This window comes from Streptomyces sp. SYSU D01066-1 (assembly GCF_054956795.1).
On record NZ_JBUDHV010000046.1, the window covers coordinates 44,322 to 59,855 of the forward strand.

The following is a 15,534-nucleotide window of genomic DNA, read 5'->3' on the forward strand; positions in this document are numbered from 1 at the left end:
CGTGTCCACCATCCCGGTCCCCGCGGACCATCATGCCCGTGTCCTGGTCAGCCGCGACCTGAACGGCGAGCCCCCCTGGCTGGACCCCGCCCTGCCGGTGCCGGCCCGCCACGTCGTGTGCGCGGCGGCGGCGCGGTTCGCGCCGCGCGGCGAGGTGGCCGGCCGGCTGGCCGAGCTGGGCTACCGGCTGCCGCCGGCCGAGCGGATCGCCGCGCTCACCGACGAGGACGCCAAGCTGCTCAGCCACGACCTCGACGGCCGCCACCCCTGGCTCACCCCCGAGGACCTGCCCGCCTTGCGGGCCCACGTCCTGCGCGCCGCCCGCCGGCTGGGACGGCCGCCCGCCGGGATCGCGGACCGCCTCGCCGGGTTCGGCCTCCTGGTACCGGGCTCGGACCGGCTGCCGGAGACGGTGGAGGACGACGACCTGAAGCTGGTCAGCGCGTCGCTGAACGGGCGGCCCTGGCTCCGGGAGGACGACGCGCCCCGGCTGCGGGCCCACCTCGTGCGGGCCTCCGTCCGCCTGAGGCGACCGCCCGCCGAACTCGCGGACCGCCTCGCCGAACTGGGGTACCGGGCGCCTTCCCCCGACACCTTCCCCGAGCGGACCGAGGACGGCGACCGGGCCCTGGTGACGGACGCGTCCGGGGCGCTCCTCGCCGACACCGAGCCGGTGCCGCTCGGCCACCTGCTGCGGGTGCTGCCCGCCGTACGGCACCACGGTGACGAGCCGGCGTCGCCCGCGCGGACGGCGGACGCGGTGGCCGCGCTGTACGAGCGGTTCACCCGCCTCGGTTTCCGGGTGGCGCCCGGTGCGGCCGAGGTCCGCGCCGAGGACCTGGTCCTCGTCAGCGAGGGGCTGGACGGCCGCGCCCCCTGGCTCGACGCAAAGCAGCCGGTGCCGCTGCACCACGTCCTGCGCTTCGCCCACACCCACGGCCGCGACCCGAACGAGGTCGCCGCCCGCCTCGGCCGGCTCGGCCACCACCGCCTCCCGGACGGCGGCCCGTGGGCCGACTCCGTCCAGCCCTCGGACATCGACCTGATCGGCGGCGCCCCCGGCGGGCGTTCCGCCTGGCTGGAGCAGCACGATCCCGAGTGGCTGCCCCACCTCCTCGCCGCCTGCCTCCGTACCGGACGCACCCCCGCCGAGGCCGCGGAGCGGCTCCGGCGGCTCGGCTACGCCCTGCCCGGGCGGGGCGTCCCCGCCGAGGCGCGGGAGAGCGACCTGCGGATCATCGGCCGTCCGGCTCCCGGCGGCGCCGGACCCTGGCTCTCCCCTACCGAGCCGGTACCGGTCGGGTACGTGCTGCACGCCGCGCACACCGAGGGGATGAACGTCGCGTCCGTACTGGCCCGGCTGCGGGAGCTGGGCTTCGGCCGGGTGCCCGACCTGCCCGACCGGGTCGTCACCGAGGACGACCTGCGCATCGTCATGGACCGGGGGGACGGCGGCCCGGCGCCGCTGGCGGACACCGTGCCGTACGGGCGCCTCGTGCAGGCCGCCGAGGAGGCGGGCAGCGGTGTCCGGGAGGCCGCCGAGAGGTACCGGGCGCTGGGCTACCCCGACGTCGTCCTGCCGGACGGCGCGGCGGCCGGACCGGTCGCCGCCGGCGCCGGCGAGCTGGTCAGGACCGACACCGGCTGGCTGGACCCGGAGGCGGTCGTGCCGCCCTCGCACATCCTGCGGCGGGCGCACGCCGAAGGCACCGGCCCGGCCGAGGTCGGACGGCGGCTGCGGGCCCTGGGCTACCGGCTCCCGTCCGGGGCGCTGCCGGAGACGACACGCCCCGACGACCTGCGGCTCATCACCGTCGACGGTCACGGCAGCCGGTTCCTCGACCCCGAACGGCCGGTGCCGGCGAACGGCGTCCGGCACATCGCCCACACCCTGGACAGGAGCCCGTACGACGTCGCGGAGCGGCTGGTCGCCCTCGGCCACACCCTGGACTTCGTCCCGCACCCGGACGACGCCCTGATCCTCAGCCAGAACGCGGACGGCGCCGCCCCCTGGGTGCGGCTCGACGACGCCGGTCTCGGTCATGTCCTGCTCACCGCGCGGACCCTCGGCCGCACCCCGGCCGAGATCGACGAACGCCTCCGGGTCTACGGCAACACCCGGCACGAGCTGCCCGTCCTCGACGGCTTCGACGACGTGGACGTCCTCGTGCTCAGCGAGCGGGCCGACGCCCGCGCCCCCTGGCTGCGCTGGCGGGCGGTACCGGACCTCGGGCACGTGCTGCGCGCGGCCGAGGCGACGGGCCTCGCCCCGTTCGTGATCGCCGAGCGGCTGACCCGGCTCGGCCACCCGGTCCGGGTGCCGGCCACGGCCGACGTGGCCGACCGCCGCCTGGTCGAGGCGCTGCCCCGGTCCGACGGCCACCTGAAGACGGAGGACGTGCTGGCCGTCGTCGGCGAGCTGGGCCTGAGCCCGGCGGAGGTGGCGCCCCGCCTGACCGCGCTGGGCCTGGGCATACCGGACGTCGCCTACCCGGACCGGCGGCCCGCCCCCACCCGGCCACGGCGGTTGTGACCCGCGGCCCCGTGCCGCCGGGGACGGGGCGCCCTCAGTCCCGGTACCCCCAGGCCCGCGCCAGCTCCCGCAGCCTGGGGGGCAGGTCGGTGTCCGGGGCGGCGGGGCGGGCGGCGCGGATGCGGCCGGACTTGAGGGTCTCGGACCAGTCGCCCAGCTGGGGCCGGAAGTCGCCGTGGTCCTTGCTGCCGTAGTCGAGCATGCCGGGCTCCCAGGGGACGCCGAGGTACTCGCAGATGCCCCGGGTGACCCGTTCCGGCTCGGCGGTGAGGTCCTCGTACGTGATGACGTGGGCGGTGGGGTCGTGCCGCGCCTCCTCCAGTTTCTCCGCGTAGCCGAGGACCTCGGCGCGGATGGCGGCGTGGTCCGGGTCGCTGCGGCGGGCGGTGAGGGAGGCCACGACCGCCCCCGGGTGGCGCAGCAGGACGATCCGGCGGGCCTTGGGCCAGCACCGGTTCAGCCGGGGCAGGACGTGGACGTTGGCGGGGGTCTTGTCGACGATGATGTCCTTGCCGCTGCGGACCAGTTCGAGGTGGAGCACCCGGTCCCACAGGACGTGCTCCAGCTCCTCCCGGTCGAGTTCCAGCGCCTGCATGGCCTTCGGGGTGAACGGCCGGGAGAGCTGGACGTGCACGGTGCGCAGATGCATCTCGTGCGGGGCGCGGATGCGGCTGTGGCTGTTCAGCAGGACCCGCAGCAGGGTCGACCCGGAGCGCACCGAGGACAGGACGAACACCGGGGACTCCACCAGGCGCGGCGCGGGCGGGGCGGTGTACCGGACACGGTCGTCCGTGGCCTCGCGGGGCGCGGGCACCGCGTCGAGGCCCCGGCGCGGCGGGCTGACGGCCTGGGCCATCAGCCTCCCCCGGCGCTTCAGTCCCTTGCCGATCGCGGACAGTCGCGGGTCTCGCACCGTGCCACCTCTCTCTTCGTCGTACTGGCCGCATCCCAGGGGCGGCAGGCGAACCGGAGGTGTACGGCGGGCGACATGCCGGAGTCGCATTTCGCCCTGCAGTGCGGTTGACCAGGGGTTTCGCGCTTTCCTTAATTCTTCATGGGAACGTCCCCTCCGAGGCGCGGTCTCACCTACCGGAGATAGGCGAGGCCGGGATGGACGGCGGTGTAGCCGTCGACGAGGCGGTGTGCCACGTTCACGGAGTCGACGAGCGGGTGCAGCGCGAAGGCCGCCACGGCCCGGGCGCGCGAGCCGGACTCGGCCGCCGCCAGCACCTCGCGTTCGACGGCCTTGACCGAGCGGACCAGACCGGTGGCGTGGTCCGGCAGCGGATCGGCGGCGAGGGGGTGCGCGCCGTTCGCGTCGACCAGGCAGGGCACCTCGATGACGGCGTCGGCGTCGAGGGCGGCGAGGGCCGAGCCGTTGCGGACGTTGAGGATCAGGGTGGTGCGCTCGCCCCGGGCGACGGCCCGCATCAGGGCGAGGGCGACCTTCTCGTAGCCGCCGGAGAGGTCCTCGGCCTCGCGTTCGCCGGCGCCGGCCGCCTCCCGGTTCTCGGCCATGTAGGTGGCCTCGCGCTCGGCGCGGGTGCGTTCCCACAGCTCCAGGGCACGGACGCCCGGGTCACGGACCCCGGCGTAGAACCCGGCCTGCTGGTCGCGCAGGAAGGCGCCGCGGGTCTGGGCGGCGCGCTCGCAGGCGCGTACGGCTTCCCGGTTGAAGTAGTAGTAGTGCAGGTACTCGTTGGGGATCGCGCCGAGCGAGCGCAGCCAGTCGGGGCCGAACAGGCGGCCCTCCTCGAAGGAGCCGAGCAGGGCGGGGTCGGCGAGCAGCCGGGGCAGTTCGTCGCGGCCGGCGACGCGCAGGCCGCGCACCCAGCCGAGGTGGTTGAGGCCGACGTAGTCGACGAACGCCTCGCGCGGGTCGGCGCCGAGCACCCGGGCGATACGGCGGCCGAGGCCGACCGGTGAATCGCAGATGCCGATGACGCGGTCGCCGAGGTGCCGGGACATCGCCTCGGTGACCAGCCCGGCGGGGTTGGTGAAGTTGATGACCCAGGCGCCGGGGGCGAGGCGGGCCACCCGGCGGGCGATGTCCACGGCGACGGGGACGGTCCGCAGGCCGTAGGCGATGCCGCCCGCGCCGACCGTCTCCTGACCGAGGACGCCCTCGGCGAGCGCGACGCGCTCGTCGTCCGCGCGGCCCGCCAGGCCACCGACCCGGATCGCGGAGAAGACGAAGTCGGCCCCGGTGAGCGCCGCGTCCAGGTCGGTGGTGGCCGTGACGCGGGGCGCGTCGGGGACACCGGCGGCCTGTTCGGCCAGCACCCGGGTCACCGCGGTCAGCCGGTCCGCGTCGAGGTCGTGCAGCACCACCTCGCTCACCCGCCGCTCGCCGCGGTCCCCGAGCAGCGCCCCGTACACCAGCGGCACCCGGAATCCGCCGCCGCCCACAATCGTCAGCCTCACGTCCGCGTCCTTCCCGCACCGGCCGGCCCGCCGCCGGCCCCCGCTGTCGCCGATCATGGCACGCGGGCCGTCCGGCGGACGCGGTACCGGCGCATCGACCGGGGTGCGTGCGGTGCCGGCCTTCACCGGAACCGCCGCGCACCCGGTGCTCGACCGCGCCGGGGGCGCACAACGGTGACGGCGGCCGTCCCGGCCGTCGTCCCGCGCGACGCCGCCCGCGCCCTCGCGCCGTTACCCGCGGTACGGCCGACGGCGCTGGGGGTTTCGCGGGGGCCGGGGTGAGGGCCGGGACGGCGACCGGGCGGGCCGCTCCGCCCCTGACGAGCACCGGGCGCGCGGACCGGGGCCCCGTTCCCGTATGCCACATTTCTCACAGCCGTCCCAGGGGACGAACGGTCCCGCACAGCTCCGACCCAGCTATAAGGTGCAGACTGCACCCGATCGTCACCCAACCCCCGAAAGGCCCGTCCCGTGAGCAGCCACCGCATACCCGACCAGCAGGACACCCAGCCGGGAGGGTGGTCGCGGCGCGGGCTGCTCGCCGCCCTCGGCGCCGTGCCGGTCGCGGCGGCGCTGGCGGGCGCGGGCGCCGGCACCGCGCGGGCCGCCGAGGGGGGCGCCCCGGCGAGCGGCACCGCCGCCACCCGCTCCCTCACCGCCACCGTGACCCCGGAGGCGGGCGGCACCTACGGCGTCGGCATGCCGGTGTCGATCACCTTCTCGCACGCGGTGACCCGCAAGGCGGCGGTGGAGTCGGCGATCACGGTGAGCGCCGACTCCGGGGTCGAGGTGGTCGGCCACTGGTTCGGCGACACCCGGCTGGACTTCCGGCCGAAGAAGTACTGGGCGAAGGGCACCACCGTCACCGTCGACCTCCGGCTGGCCGGCGTACGCGCCGCCGACGGCCTCTACGGCACCCAGACCGAGAGCTTCACCTTCCGCATCGGCCGGTCCCAGATCAGCACCGTCGACCTGAAGGCCGAGAGGATGACGGTCGTCCGGGACGGCGCCAAGACCGCCGCCTACCCCGTCACCGGCGGCGACCCCGAGCACACCACCTGGGCCGGGATCATGGTGATCAGCGAGCGGCTGGAGGAGACCCGGATGCAGTCCTCGACGGTCGGGCTCGGCGACGAGTACGACATCGCGGACGTACCGCACGCCCAGCGGCTGACCACCTCCGGCACCTTCATCCACGGCAACTACTGGAGCGCCGCCTCCGCCTTCGGCCACACCAACGGCACCCACGGCTGCATCGGCCTGCACGACGCCAAGGGCGGGACGGACCAGGCCACGGCGGGGTACGAGTTCTACGCCGGTTCGCTGCTCGGGGACGTGGTGATCGTGAAGAACTCGGGCGAGGAGACCGTCGACCCGGCCAACGGCCTCAACGGCTGGAACCTGTCCTGGAAGAAGTGGAAGGCGGGCAGCGCCCTGGGCTGACCGCCCGCCTACGTGCGCGGCGACGGCACGGGACGAAGGGCGCTCCGGCGCCCTTCAGAGGCTGAACTCCCCCACAGGACAGGGACTTTCTCGGCTTCACCTCTTGACGGCCGGGGGCCCGGAGAGCACATTGGCCGCACTCTGAGAGCGCTCTCAGCACGCGCTCGCGGAGCAGCAGTGCCCGGCATCCTCCCACCCCGCACCGAGAGGCACCCCCATGCACGAGACCTCCGGCACCCCCCGCAGACGCCACCCCCTGCGGCGCGCGCTCGTCGCCGCCCTGGGGGCACTCGGGCTGGCCGCGGCCGGCGCCACCCTCGCCGCCCCGTCCGCGAACGCCTCCGCGCCCACGCCCCCGTCCGGCTGGACCCAGCTCTTCCTGGACGACTTCGACGGCGCGGCCGGCTCCGGCGTCAACACGTCCAACTGGCAGTACGCGACCGGTACGTCCTACCCGGGCGGCGCCGCCAACTGGGGCACCGGCGAGGTCGAGACGATGACCTCCAGCACGAACAACGTCTCCCTCGACGGCAGCGGCAACCTGCGCATCACCCCGCTGCGCGACGCGTCCGGCAACTGGACCTCGGGCCGCATCGAGACCAACCGCACCGACTTCCAGCCCCCGGCCGGCGGCAAGCTGAGCGTGGAGTCACGCCTCCAGATGCCGAATGTGACCGGCGCCGCAGCCAAGGGGTACTGGCCCGCCTTCTGGATGCTGGGGGCGCCGTTCCGGGGCAACTACTGGAACTGGCCGAGCGTGGGCGAGCTGGACATCATGGAGAACGTCCAGGGCCTCAACACCGTCTGGTCCACGATGCACTGCGGGACCAACCCCGGCGGACCCTGCAACGAGACCACCGGCATCGGCGGTTCCACCGCCTGTCCGGGGTCCACCTGCCAGTCCGGGTTCCACACCTACCGCATGGAGTGGGACCGCTCGACCAGCGTCGAGCAGATCCGCTTCTACGTCGACGGCGTCAACTACCACACCGTGCGCGCCGACCAGATGGACGCCACCACCTGGTCCAACGCCACCGACCACGGGTTCTTCGTCATCCTCAACGTGGCGATGGGCGGCGGCTTCCCGGGCGCCTTCGGCGGCGGCCCGGACAGCGGCACCGTCCCCGGCCGCCCGATGCTGGTCGACTACGTCCAGGTGCTGTCGTCCGGCGGGGGCTCCACCACACCGCCCACCGGGAACCGGGACGCCTACGCCGCCGTCCAGGCCGAGTCCTACGACGCCCAGTCCGGCACCATCACGGAGACCACCACCGACTCGGGCGGCGGACAGAACATCGGCGCCCTGGCCAACGGCGACTGGGTCCAGTACAAGGGCGTGAACTTCGGTTCCGGCACGGCCACCCAGTTCAACGCCCGGGTGGCGAGCGGGGCGGCGTCCGGCGTCAGCGGGCTGGTGGAGGTCCGCCTGGACAGCCGCACCGCCACGCCCGTCGGCAGCTTCGCGGTGGGCGGCACCGGCGGCTGGCAGTCGTGGCGGACGATCCCGGCGAACATCTCCCCGGTGACCGGCACCCACGACGTGTACCTGACGTTCACCAGCGGCCAGCCGGCCGACTTCGTCAACGTGAACTGGTTCAGCTTCGGGCGCTGAGCGGCACGGACAGCACGCGAAGGGGGCCACACGACCGCGTGGCCCCCTTCGCGTGCCCGGCCCGGCTCAGCCCAGTTCCGCGCGGAACGCCGCCGGGGTCAGGTCGGTGTGCTGGTGGAAGAACTTCGTGAAGTTGGCGGCGTCGGGGAAGCCGACCGCCGCGCCGACCCGGCTGATCGGCATGCCGGTGTGGGCGAGGAGCCGCTTGGCCTCCAGGACGACGCGCTTGTCGATGAACGCCTTGGGGGTCTCGCCGGTCGCGGCGCGCACCGCGCGGACCAGGGTGCGGCGGGAGTAGCCGAGCGCGTCGGCGTAGGCGCTGACGCTGTGGTTGGTGGCGAAGCCGCGCTCCACCGCCTCCCGGAACAGGGTGAACGTGGTGTCGCCCGGCTGGGTCCGCGCCGCCTCGGCCGAGCTGGCCGCGAGGTGGGCCAGGCGCAGCAGGAAGGCGGTGAGCGTGTGCCGCAGCACCGCCGTGTGCAGGCTCAGCGGCAGGGTGGTGGCGTCCTCGTACTCGCGCCGCAGCTGTTCCAGGGAGGCCGTCAGGGCCTCGTACCGGGCCGGGTCGGGGCGCAGCAGGGGCGGCAGGTCGTAGCGGTAGAGGCCGGCGGCCTCGACGGTGGCGCGGGGCAGGAAGCCGGGCTGCATGGTCAGCGCGGTTCCGCGGTACTCGCTGGTCTGCGAGAAGCGGTGGACCTGCCCGGGGCGGATCCACAGCAGGTCGCCGGCGGTCGCCTCGTGCTCGGTGAAGTCGATCATGTGCCGGACCGGGCCGCCGCTGAAGAGCATGACGACGTGGAAGTCGATGCGGTGCACGCGGTGCAGCGGGGCGTGTGCGTGCCAGGTGCGGCCGGCGCCCATCGGTCCGACCTGCATGCCGACGCCGAGGAGGCTGAGATCGACCGGGAAGGGGAACGTCTTGATCCCGTCGCCGCCGGCGCCCCCGCCGCCGTGGCCGCCCTCGTCGCCGGTGCCTTTGTTCCGTTCGTCCGCCATGTCCTTCTCGCACCGTCCCCTCGCGCGCGCGGGCGCCCGAGGCGTGTCCCAGTTTCACCACAGGCTGGCACACGATGACCTTCACTCCAAAAAGTCAGACTTTTAAGTTTGAACACGTCAGACCAGTCACTGCGCTCCAATCGAGGATTTCTTGAAGATGAGCACGCGCCCAGCGGACCGCTTCGAATGGACCGAACTCGACCGGCGTGCCGTCGACACCGCCCGCGTTCTCGCGGCCGATGCCGTGCAGAAGGTCGGGAACGGCCACCCGGGGACGGCGATGGCCCTCGCCCCGGCCGCCTACACGCTCTTTCAGAAGGTGATGCGTCACGATCCCGCCGATCCCGAGTGGACCGGCCGGGACCGCTTCGTCCTCTCTCCCGGACACACCTCCCTGACCCTCTACACGCAGCTCTACCTCGCCGGGTACGAGCTGGAGCTGGACGACCTGAAGGCGTTCCGGACGCACGGGTCGAAGACGCCCGGTCACCCGGAGTACGGCCACACCGCGGGCGTGGAGACCACCACCGGGCCGCTGGGCCAGGGCGTGGCCAACGCGGTGGGCATGGCGATGGCCGCCCGCTACGAGCGCGGTCTGTTCGACCCCGGGGCCCCGGCCGGCGAGTCCCCCTTCGACCACACCGTCTGGGCGATCGTCTCCGACGGCGACCTCCAGGAGGGCGTCTGTGCCGAGGCCTCGTCCCTGGCCGGGCACCAGAAGCTCGGCAACCTGGTCCTCCTCTACGACGACAACCACATCTCCATCGAGGGCGACACCGCCACCGCCTTCTCCGAGGACGTGCTGAAGCGGTACGAGGCCTACGGCTGGCACACCCAGCGCGTCGAGCCCGCCGGGAACGGCGACGTCGACGTGCGCGCCCTGTACGCGGCCCTCACCGCCGCCAAGGCGGAGACCGGCCGCCCCTCGATCATCGCCATGCGCACGATCATCGCCTGGCCGGCGCCGAACGCGCGGAACACCGAGGCCTCGCACGGCTCCGCCCTCGGCGCGGACGAGGTCGCCGCCACCAAGCGCCTCCTGGGCTTCGACCCTGAGCGGTCCTTCGAGGTCGCCGACGAGGTCCTCGCCCACACCCGGGGCGCCCTGGACCGGGGTGCCGAGGCGCACGCCGCCTGGGACAAGCGGATCGGCAAGTGGCGCGGTGACCAGCCGGAGCGCGCCGCGCTGTTCGACCGGGTGGTGGCCGGCCGGCTCCCCGAGGGCTGGGAGGACGCGCTGCCGGTGTTCGAGCCGGGCCGGGCGGTCGCCACCCGGGCCGCGTCCGGCAAGGTGCTCCAGGCGCTCGGCCCGGTCCTGCCCGAGCTGTGGGGCGGCTCCGCCGACCTGGCGGGCTCCAACAACACCACCATCGACAAGACCTCCTCCTTCCTGCCCGAGGGCAACCCGCTGCCCGGGGCCGACCCGTACGGCCGTACCGTCCACTTCGGCATCCGCGAGTTCTCGATGGCGGCCGTGATGAACGGCGTCGCGCTGCACGGCGACACCCGGATCTACGGCGGCACCTTCCTGACCTTCTCCGACTACATGCGCAACGCCGTGCGCATGTCGGCGCTGATGCAGCTGCCGGTGACGTACGTGTGGACGCACGACTCCGTCGGCCTGGGCGAGGACGGCCCCACCCACCAGCCGGTCGAGCACCTCGCCTCGCTGCGCGCCGTCCCCGGCCTGAACGTCGTCCGCCCGGCCGACGCCAACGAGACGGCCACCGCCTGGGCGGAGATCCTGCGCCGCCACTCCACCGCCCCCGCCCCGCACGGCCTCGCCCTCAGCCGCCAGGGCCTGCCGGTGTACGAGGCGAATCCGGACGCGGCCAAGGGCGGCTACGTCCTGCGGGACGCCTCCACCGGCACCCCGGAGGTGATCCTGATCGCCACCGGCTCCGAGGTCCAGGTCGCCGTCGCGGCGCGGGAGCTGCTGGAGGCCGGGGGGACCCCCGCGCGGGTGGTGTCGATGCCGTCCGTGGAGTGGTTCGAGGAGCAGCCGCGGGCGTACCGCGAGAGCGTGCTGCCGCCGGCCGTGCGGGCCCGGGTGGCGGTGGAGGCCGGGATCGCCCTGACCTGGTACCGCTTCGTCGGCGACGCGGGACGCATCGTCTCGCTGGAGCACTACGGCGCCTCCGCCGACGCCGAGACCCTGTTCACCGAGTACGGCTTCACCGCCGAGAACGTCGCCGCCGCGGCCCGGGAATCCCTCGCCGCCGCCCGCGGCGTTCCTGCCTGATAGCAACACCGGAAAGAAGATGATGATCACTGTGACCGAAGCAACCGGGACCCCGAAGGCGCTGGAGCGCCTGGCCGACGAGGGCGTCTCCGTCTGGCTGGACGACCTGTCCCGCACCCGGATCGAGTCGGGGGACCTGGCCCGGCTGGTCGCCACCGGCGGTGTCGTCGGCGTCACCACCAACCCGTCCATCTTCCAGGCGGCCATCGGCTCCGGCGCCGGCTACGAGGAGCAGCTCGCCGACCTCGCGGTGCGCGGCGTGACCGTGGACGAGGCGGTGCGGATGATGACCACCGCCGACGTCCGCGCCGCCGCCGACGTGCTGCGCCCGGTGTACGAGGCGACCGGCGGCCGGGACGGCCGGGTCTCCATCGAGGTCGACCCGCGCCTGGCCCACGACACGGCGGCGACGATCGCCGAGGCCCGCCAGCTCCACTGGCTGGTGGACCGCCCCAACGTCATGATCAAGATTCCGGCGACCGAGGCCGGTCTCCCGGCGATCACCGAGGTCATCGGGGCCGGCATCAGCGTCAACGTCACGCTGATCTTCTCCCTGGAGCGCTACCGCGAGGTCATGGACGCCTACCTGGCCGGCCTGGAGAAGGCGCGGGCCGCCGGGCACGACCTGGCCGCGATCCACTCCGTCGCCTCCTTCTTCGTCTCCCGCGTCGACAGCGAGATCGACAAGCGGCTGACCGTGCTGGGCACGGACGAGGCCCTCGCCCTGAAGGGGAAGGCGGCCCTGGCCAACGCGCGACTGGCCTACCAGGCGTACGAGGAGGTCTTCGCCGGCGCCCGCTTCACCGCCCTGGCGGGCGCCGGCGCCCACCGGCAGCGCCCCCTGTGGGCCTCCACCGGGGTGAAGGATCCGGCCTACCGGGACACCCTGTACGTGGAGGAGCTGGTCGCTCCCGGCACGGTGAACACCATGCCGGAGGCCACCCTGGAGGCCACCGCCGACCACGGTGACGTCCGGGGGGACACGGTCACCGGCGGTTACGACCGGGCGAGGGCCGACCTCGCCGCCGTGGAGCGGCTCGGCATCCGGTACGACGAGGTGGTGGAGCAGCTGGAGCGCGAGGGCGTGACCAAGTTCGAGGCGGCCTGGCAGGACCTGCTCGACGCCGTGACGAAGTCCCTCGACAGCAAGGGAGTTGACGGGGAATGAGCAAGAAGCTTCCCGGCCCGGACGCGGGCGAGACCAAGGCGACGAAGGAGGCCAAGGAGGTCCAGGACGCCCAGGAGACGGCGGGGGCCGTGGCGGCCGGGGCCAGTGCCGAGACCCCGGCGCAGAAGCGGGAACGGACCCTGAAGCAGATCCAGGAGCAGCAGACCGCGGAGCAGGGACCGGAGCAGGGCCGCGGCCGGGGGGCCGCGGAGCAGATCCCGGTCCACGACTGGAGCAACCCGCTGCGTGATCCGCAGGACCGCCGGCTGCCCCGTATCGCGGGCCCGTCCGGACTGGTCATCTTCGGTGTCACCGGCGACCTGTCCCGCAAGAAGCTGATGCCGGCCGTCTACGACCTGGCCAACCGCGGTCTGCTGCCGCCGGGCTTCTCGCTCGTCGGGTTCGCCCGCCGGGAATGGGAGGACCAGGACTTCGCCGAGGTCGTGCACCGGGCCGTCAAGGAGCACTCCCGGACCGAGTTCCGCGAGGAGGTCTGGCAGCAGCTCTCCGAGGGCATGCGGTTCATCCCCGGTGACTTCGACGACGACAACGCCTTCGAGGAGCTGCGCCGGGCCGTCGACGAGCTGGACGCCTCCCGCGGCACCAGCGGCAACTACGCCTTCTACCTCTCGGTGCCGCCGAAGTTCTTCCCCAAGGTCGTCCAGCAGCTGAAGAAGCACGGACTGGCGGACGCCCCGGAGGGCTCCTGGCGCCGCGCCGTCATCGAGAAGCCGTTCGGGCACGACCTGCGCAGCGCACAGGAGCTGAACGCGCTCGTGCACGACGTGTTCGAGCCGGACCAGGTCTTCCGCATCGACCACTACCTGGGCAAGGAGACGGTCCAGAACATCCTGGCGCTGCGCTTCGCCAACCAGATGTACGAGCCGATCTGGAACCGGTCCTACGTCGACCACGTGCAGATCACCATGGCCGAGGACATCGGCATCGGCGGCCGGGCGGGCTACTACGACGGCATCGGCGCCGCCCGTGACGTCATCCAGAACCACCTGCTCCAGCTGATGGCCCTGACCGCGATGGAGGAGCCCGCCTCCTTCGACGCGGCGTCGCTGCTCACCGAGAAGCTGAAGGTCTTCCGGGCCGTGCGGCTCCCGGACGACCTGGGCAGGCACACCGTGCGCGGCCAGTACGCGGGCGGCTGGCAGGGCGGCGAGCAGGTGTGCGGCTATCTGGAGGAGGAGGGCATCGACCCGGCCTCCACCACCGACACCTACGCCGCCATGAAGCTGGCGATCGACAACCGCCGCTGGGCGGGCGTCCCCTTCTACCTGCGCACCGGCAAGCGGCTGGGCCGCCGGGTCACCGAGATCGCGGTGGTCTTCCAGCGCGCCCCGCACTCCCCCTTCGACCAGACGGCCACCGAGGAACTGGGCGCCAACGCGATCGTCATCCGGGTCCAGCCGGACGAGGGGATGACGGTCCGGTTCGGCTCCAAGGTGCCGGGCACGTCGATGGAGATCCGGGACGTGTCGATGGACTTCGCCTACGGCGAGTCCTTCACCGAGTCCAGCCCCGAGGCGTACGAGCGCCTCATCCTGGACGTCCTCCTGGGCGACGCCAACCTCTTCCCGCGTCACCAGGAGGTGGAGGAGTCCTGGCGGATCCTCGATCCGGTCGAGGAGTACTGGGCCACCCACGGCAAACCCGCCCAGTACGCCTCCGGCGGCTGGGGCCCCGAGGAAGCCGACGAGATGCTCGCACGAGACGGACGGAGCTGGCGCAGGCCATGAGGATCGACCTGACCGACACCACGGCAAGCAAGGTCAACAAGGCGCTGGTCCAGGGCCGCCGGGCCATCGGCACCCCGGCCGTGGGCATGGTCCTGACGATGGTCATCGTCACGGACGAGGAGAACGCCTACGACTCGATCAAGGCGGCCGAGGAGGCCTCGCACGAGCACCCCTCGCGCACCCTGGTCGTCATCAAGCGGCACACCCGCAACCCGCGCGAGCGCACCAAGTCCCACCTCGACGCCGAGGTGCGGGTCGGCTCCGAGGCCGGCACCGGCGAGACGGTCGTGCTGCGGATGTACGGCGAGGTGTCGCGGCACGCCGACTCCGTCGTCCTGCCGCTGCTGCTCCCCGACGCGCCGGTGGTCGTGTGGTGGCCGGTGGACGCCCCGGCCAACCCGTCCAAGGACCCCCTGGGCGCGCTGGCCCAGCGCCGCATCACCGACCTGTACGCGGCCGAGAACCCGATGGAGACCCTCCGGGAACGGGTCCGCGCCTACGCCCCCGGCGACACCGACCTGGCCTGGACCCGGCTGACCCTGTGGCGGTCGATGCTGGCGGCCGCGCTCGACCAGGCGCGGATGAAGGTGACGTCGGCGACCGTGGAGGCCGAGGCGGACAACCCCGCCGCCGAACTGCTGGCGCGCTGGCTGAAGGCCCGCCTCGGCGTCAGGGCCGACCGGGCGGTCAGCGCCGGCCCCGCCGTCACGGCCGTCCGCCTGGGCACCGCGGCCGGCGAGATCGTCATCGACCGGCCCGAGGGACCGGTGGCCACCCTGACCCTGCCCGGCCAGCCGCCGCGCACGCTGGCGCTGAAGGTCCGCTCCACCTCCGAACTGATCGCCGAGGAGCTGCGGCGCCTCGACGCGGACGAGATGTACGCCGTCGCCCTGCGCGGCGAGGGCACCGAGGAGACCCCCGTTCATGTCTGACACCCCCGACCTCACCCGCCGCCCCGAGTGGACGGCCCTGGAGGACCACCGCGCCCAGGCGCTGTCCCACCCGGACCTGCGGGAGCTGTTCGCCGCCGATCCCTCGCGCGCGGAACGCTATGTCGTGCACGTGGGTGACCTGCGCATCGACTACTCCAAGAATCTGGTCACCGACGAGACGCTACGGCTGCTGCGGGAGCTGGCCGCAGCCACCGACGTCTTCGGCCTGCGGGACGCCATGTTCCGCGGCGAGAGGATCAACGTCACCGAGGACCGCGCGGTCCTGCACACCGCCCTGCGCGCCCCCGCGGACGCGACGATCCTGGTCGACGGGGACAACGTCGTGCCCGGCGTGCACGCCGTGCTGGACAAGATGGCCGGCTTCGCCGAGCGGGTGCGCTCCGGCCAGTGGACGGGCCACACCGGCAAGCGCATC

10 protein-coding genes and 1 pseudogene are annotated in these 15,534 nt (G+C 73.6%); 8 read left to right on the forward strand and 3 right to left on the reverse strand.

The genetic code is table 11. The features are described from left to right. Window position 1 precedes the first annotated feature (1 nt). The gene (locus tag ACY1JF_RS29035; RefSeq protein ID WP_462708239.1) at window positions 2-2,533 is read left to right on the forward strand and encodes a wHTH domain-containing protein; all 2,532 of its coding nucleotides are present in this window, start codon (window positions 2-4) and stop codon (window positions 2,531-2,533) included. Between the two features lie 34 nt (window positions 2,534-2,567). On the opposite strand, the gene ACY1JF_RS29040 is transcribed toward ACY1JF_RS29035, so the two are convergent. Continuing rightward, window positions 2,568-3,446, reverse strand: coding sequence for a sulfotransferase family protein (locus ACY1JF_RS29040; RefSeq protein ID WP_462708241.1), 879 nt, complete (start codon window positions 3,444-3,446; stop codon window positions 2,568-2,570). A 173-nt stretch (window positions 3,447-3,619) separates the two neighbouring features. Further along, on the reverse strand, window positions 3,620-4,957 hold the full coding sequence (locus ACY1JF_RS29045) for a 6-phospho-beta-glucosidase (RefSeq protein ID WP_462708242.1): 1,338 nt from the start codon (window positions 4,955-4,957) through the stop codon (window positions 3,620-3,622). A 471-nt stretch (window positions 4,958-5,428) separates the two neighbouring features. Here ACY1JF_RS29045 and ACY1JF_RS29050 point away from each other — a divergent pair, with 471 nt between their 5' ends. Both ACY1JF_RS29050 and ACY1JF_RS29055 read left to right on the forward strand, forming a co-directional pair. Continuing rightward, window positions 5,429-6,400 carry a L,D-transpeptidase gene (locus ACY1JF_RS29050; protein ID WP_462708243.1) on the forward strand — a complete coding sequence of 324 codons (972 nt, stop codon included), beginning with the start codon at window positions 5,429-5,431 and terminating at the stop codon, window positions 6,398-6,400. Window positions 6,401-6,617: 217 nt separating this feature from the next. After that, on the forward strand, window positions 6,618-8,012 hold the full coding sequence (locus ACY1JF_RS29055; RefSeq protein ID WP_462708244.1) for a glycoside hydrolase family 16 protein: 1,395 nt from the start codon (window positions 6,618-6,620) through the stop codon (window positions 8,010-8,012). Between the two features lie 66 nt (window positions 8,013-8,078). Here the strand turns inward: ACY1JF_RS29055 and ACY1JF_RS29060 are convergent, their stop codons facing one another. Continuing rightward, window positions 8,079-9,008 carry a helix-turn-helix domain-containing protein gene (locus ACY1JF_RS29060; RefSeq protein WP_462708245.1) on the reverse strand — a complete coding sequence of 310 codons (930 nt, stop codon included), beginning with the start codon at window positions 9,006-9,008 and terminating at the stop codon, window positions 8,079-8,081. A gap of 157 nt (window positions 9,009-9,165) precedes the next feature. Here ACY1JF_RS29060 and tkt point away from each other — a divergent pair, with 157 nt between their 5' ends. The 5 genes and pseudogenes from tkt to ACY1JF_RS29085 all read left to right on the forward strand — a co-directional run. Continuing rightward, the gene (tkt, locus tag ACY1JF_RS29065; protein WP_462708246.1) at window positions 9,166-11,250 is read left to right on the forward strand and encodes a transketolase; all 2,085 of its coding nucleotides are present in this window, start codon (window positions 9,166-9,168) and stop codon (window positions 11,248-11,250) included. A gap of 22 nt (window positions 11,251-11,272) precedes the next feature. Continuing rightward, complete coding sequence (tal, locus tag ACY1JF_RS29070; RefSeq protein ID WP_462708247.1) at window positions 11,273-12,418, forward strand: transaldolase; 1,146 nt, start codon at window positions 11,273-11,275, stop codon at window positions 12,416-12,418. Then, complete coding sequence (gene zwf / locus ACY1JF_RS29075; RefSeq protein WP_462708248.1) at window positions 12,415-14,166, forward strand: glucose-6-phosphate dehydrogenase; 1,752 nt, start codon at window positions 12,415-12,417, stop codon at window positions 14,164-14,166. Before tal ends, zwf begins: the two co-directional genes overlap by 4 nt. Continuing rightward, complete coding sequence (gene opcA, locus ACY1JF_RS29080; protein ID WP_462708249.1) at window positions 14,163-15,098, forward strand: glucose-6-phosphate dehydrogenase assembly protein OpcA; 936 nt, start codon at window positions 14,163-14,165, stop codon at window positions 15,096-15,098. The genes zwf and opcA overlap by 4 nt, the downstream gene beginning before the upstream one ends. Next, window positions 15,091-15,534 (forward strand): annotated as a pseudogene (locus tag ACY1JF_RS29085) (glucose-6-phosphate isomerase); the annotation flags it as partial. The gene opcA and the pseudogene ACY1JF_RS29085, both read left to right, overlap by 8 nt.

Bases quoted from the DNA above. Each gene is read 5' to 3' on its own strand.
- tal (WP_462708247.1), top strand. From the start codon at position 11,273: ATGATCACTGTGACCGAAGCAACCGGGACCCCGAAGGCGCTGGAGCGC.
- ACY1JF_RS29055 (WP_462708244.1), top strand. From the start codon at position 6,618: ATGCACGAGACCTCCGGCACCCCCCGCAGACGCCACCCCCTGCGGCGC.
- opcA (WP_462708249.1), top strand. From the start codon at position 14,163: ATGAGGATCGACCTGACCGACACCACGGCAAGCAAGGTCAACAAGGCG.
- ACY1JF_RS29060 (WP_462708245.1), bottom strand. From the start codon at position 9,008: ATGGCGGACGAACGGAACAAAGGCACCGGCGACGAGGGCGGCCACGGC.
- tkt (WP_462708246.1), top strand. From the start codon at position 9,166: ATGAGCACGCGCCCAGCGGACCGCTTCGAATGGACCGAACTCGACCGG.
- zwf (WP_462708248.1), top strand. From the start codon at position 12,415: ATGAGCAAGAAGCTTCCCGGCCCGGACGCGGGCGAGACCAAGGCGACG.